General features: G+C 65.8%; 3 protein-coding genes. 2 read left to right on the top strand and 1 reads right to left on the bottom strand.

Annotated elements, in window-relative coordinates:
* Window positions 1-1297, bottom strand: a 1297-nt coding sequence (locus tag NUU27_RS25145) for a short-chain fatty acyl-CoA regulator family protein (protein WP_257765027.1), incomplete at its 3' end; no start/stop codon positions are given.
* Between the two features lie 431 nt (window positions 1298-1728).
* Between NUU27_RS25145 and aceA the strand changes: the two genes are divergently transcribed.
* Both aceA and NUU27_RS25155 read left to right on the top strand, forming a co-directional pair.
* Entirely contained in the window at window positions 1729-3018 is a 1290-nt protein-coding gene (aceA, locus tag NUU27_RS25150; protein ID WP_257765028.1) for an isocitrate lyase, read from the top strand.
* Between the two features lie 34 nt (window positions 3019-3052).
* Window positions 3053-3298, top strand: coding sequence for a hypothetical protein (locus tag NUU27_RS25155; RefSeq protein WP_257765029.1), 246 nt, complete (start codon window positions 3053-3055; stop codon window positions 3296-3298).
* The last annotated feature ends 54 nt before the right edge of the window (window positions 3299-3352 follow it).

The following is a 3352-nucleotide window of genomic DNA, read 5'->3' on the forward strand; positions in this document are numbered from 1 at the left end:
CGCCCGCCTTGCCCGGCGCGCCCGGCAGCGCCGCCCCGTAGACGACGCTGTCGCGGAAGCCGAGATCGCAGCCGATGAGCAGCGCGGTGCGGCGCGGCCGCTCGGCGAAGGCGCCCTGCGGGCCCTCCAGCGTGCGGGCGACGGTCAGGAATTCGGCGCCGTCCGGCATCTCCACCGCCTCCACCAGGATCTGCCCGGGCTGGGCGAAGGCCGCATGCACGGCCAGCTTCGGGCAGCCGCCGCCGAAACGGCTCTGCGGAAAGCCCTGCGCGCCCGCCTTGCGGAAGCGGTTGCCCGCATTGTCGATCTCGAGCATGAAGAAGGGAACGCCGGAGGCGCCGGAGCGGCCGAGCGTCGTCAGCCGGTTGGCAGCCTGCTCGAAGGAGACGCCGAAGCGCGAGCGCAGGACGTCGATGTCGTAACGAGCCCGCTCCGCCGCCGAGAGGAACGCCTGATAGGGCATCATCAGCGCGTGTGAGGCGTAACGACCGAGCTCGAAGCGCGCCAGCCGGCGCGCCTCGTTGCCGGACAGCCTCAGCCCCTCGATCTCCGCCGCCACAGCAACCGACATGCGCAACAAGCAAGCCTCCATGGCGATCTCGCGCAACTGGTCGGCGGCCGATAGGCGCTCGGAAATGAACAGGCGCTGCGAATGGCGGTCGTAGCGGCGGCGCCAGTTGGGCATGGTGGCGACCGGCAGGATGCGCACGACGATGCCGTGCTCGCGCTTCAGCCATGCCTTGATCGCGCCCGACAGGTCATCGCCCGGCTCCAAAAGCCTGTGGAAGCTTTCCGCCTCCTCCTCGATCGCCGGAAAGTGGTTGGGCCGGCGCTCGAAGATCTCGCGCACCTCGTCGATGGGCAGGCGTGTGGCGGATATGGCCGTGGTGCGGCCCTCGCGGGCGAGCATCTCGGAAAGGTCCGACATGCGGTCGGCCTGCTCGCGATAGGCGCGGTAGAGCTTGATCAGCGCTGCCGCCGCATTGGGGGCCGCCTCGGCCACGTCGACCAGTTCCTGCTCGCCCGGCAACTCGCCGGCCAGCAGTGGATCGGAGAACACCTCGCGCAGGGACTGCAGCGACAGCCCCGCCTCGCCCTGCAGCTCGTCGGGATCGACCTTATAAACGGAGGCGAGCTTGAGGATCAGCGGCACGGTGAGCGGGCGCTGGTTGCGCTCGATCAGGTTGAGATAGGACGGCGAAATGCCCAGCCCCTCGGCCATCGCCGTCTGGGTCAGCCCCTTGGCGTTGCGCACGCGCCTGATGCGCGGGCCGGCAAAGATCTTCTGGTTGGCCATGATCGGTTCCCTTGCTTTCTGCGTCCCCGGCGCCGCGCGACCGTTCCGGCATGAATCCTCGGGTCAAGCCCGAGGATGACGAGGGAAAAGCTCAGGCCGCTGTGGTTCGCTTTACCCACCGTCAGTGCAGGCCAGCCGCCTCACGGTCCCGCTTCGTCATCCTCGGGCTTGACCCGAGGATCCATGCCGGAACCCATCGCCACTTTACACACCTTTACAAAACTACTCCACAAACACGCTCTTACATACTTTACAAATTTACACGCCCACCCTGTCAAAATCCAGACATGCTGACACGAAATTTCCCCCGGATTTTCTGAATTCCCTCCGCTTTCGCTGCGCCGCAATGTAAATTCTGTAACGAACACAGGGCAAACAATCTCCCAAGCACGCTGCCCTGAAACCGAAACAGACTCTTTATGGAGGCCACAATGACGGATTTTTACAACCTCGTTCCCAGCGCAGCCGAAGGCCGCTACGACGGCATCGAGCGCCCCTACACCCCTGCCGATGTGCAGCGGCTGCGCGGATCGGTGGCGATCCGTCACACGCTGGCCGAACAGGGCGCCAACCGCCTGTGGCAGCTCATCCATGAGGAAGACTTCGTCAACGCGCTCGGCGCGCTGTCCGGCAACCAGGCCATGCAGATGGTCCGCGCCGGGCTGAAGGCCATCTATCTCTCCGGCTGGCAGGTGGCGGCCGACGCCAACACGGCCTCGGCCATGTATCCCGACCAGTCGCTCTATCCGGCCAATGCCGGCCCCGAGCTCGCCAAGCGCATCAACCGCACCCTGCAGCGCGCCGACCAGATCGAGACGGCGGAAGGCAAGGGCCTGTCTGTCGACACCTGGTTCGCACCGATCGTCGCCGACGCGGAAGCCGGCTTCGGCGGCCCGCTCAACGCCTTCGAGATCATGAAGGCCTATATCGAGGCGGGCGCTGCCGGCGTCCATTTCGAAGACCAGCTCGCCTCGGAGAAGAAGTGCGGCCATCTCGGCGGCAAGGTGCTGATCCCGACGGCCGCGCATATCCGCAACCTGAACGCGGCGCGCCTCGCCGCCGACGTGATGGGCGTGCCGACCCTGGTCATCGCCCGCACCGATGCGGAGGCCGCCAAGCTTCTGACCTCGGACATCGACGAGCGTGACCAGCCCTTCGTGGATTACGATGCCGGCCGCACGGTCGAGGGCTTCTACCAGGTGAAGAACGGGCTGGACTCCTGCATCGCCCGCGCCATCGCCTATGCTCCGCATGCCGATCTCATCTGGTGCGAGACGTCGAAGCCAGACCTGGAGCAGGCCAGGAAGTTCGCCGAGGGCGTGCAGAAGGCGCATCCGGGCAAGCTGCTCGCCTACAATTGCTCGCCGTCCTTCAACTGGAAGAAGAACCTCGACGACGCCACCATCGCCAGGTTCCAGCGCGAGCTGGGCGCCATGGGCTACAAGTTCCAGTTCATCACGCTGGCCGGCTTCCACCAGCTCAACTACGGCATGTTCGAGCTGGCGCGGGGCTACAAGGACCGGCAGATGGCGGCCTATTCGGAGCTGCAGGAGGCCGAGTTCGCGGCCGAGGCTGACGGCTACACGGCCACCAAGCATCAGCGTGAGGTCGGCACCGGCTATTTCGACGCCGTCTCGCTTGCCATCACCGGCGGCCAGTCTTCGACCACCGCCATGAAGGAATCCACCGAACACGACCAATTCCGCCCAGCAGCGGAATAATCAGAACGGCATCCGCCGGGAAAGGAGAACGGACATGACACCGAAGACCCGCGTCAAGGAACGCGCAGAAGAACAGTCCAGCGCAATGACGGTCGACCAGCAGGCGATCATCCGCATGGTGGCCAACGACCTGCACCGCCTCAACCAATCGGTGATGAAAGCGGTCGATTCGGGCGTGTCCGTCGAACTCGTCCGCTCGGCACGCCACCATGGTGGGGAGGGCAACTGGGGGGATCTGTTGGTGCCGGTCATCGTCACCAACCGCCTGGCCGGTTCCTGATCCCGGTCAAGACGGCCTCCAGCCGGAACGCCCGCGCGACGACCATCGCGCGGG

It is taken from the genome of Nitratireductor sp. ZSWI3 (assembly GCF_024655565.1).
GTDB lineage: Bacteria > Pseudomonadota > Alphaproteobacteria > Rhizobiales > Rhizobiaceae > Nitratireductor.

What these genes read in the sequence shown, in the direction of transcription:
- aceA (WP_257765028.1), top strand. Translation starts at nt 1,729, where the DNA reads ATGACGGATTTTTACAACCTCGTTCCCAGCGCAGCCGAAGGCCGCTAC.
- NUU27_RS25155 (WP_257765029.1), top strand. Translation starts at nt 3,053, where the DNA reads ATGACACCGAAGACCCGCGTCAAGGAACGCGCAGAAGAACAGTCCAGC.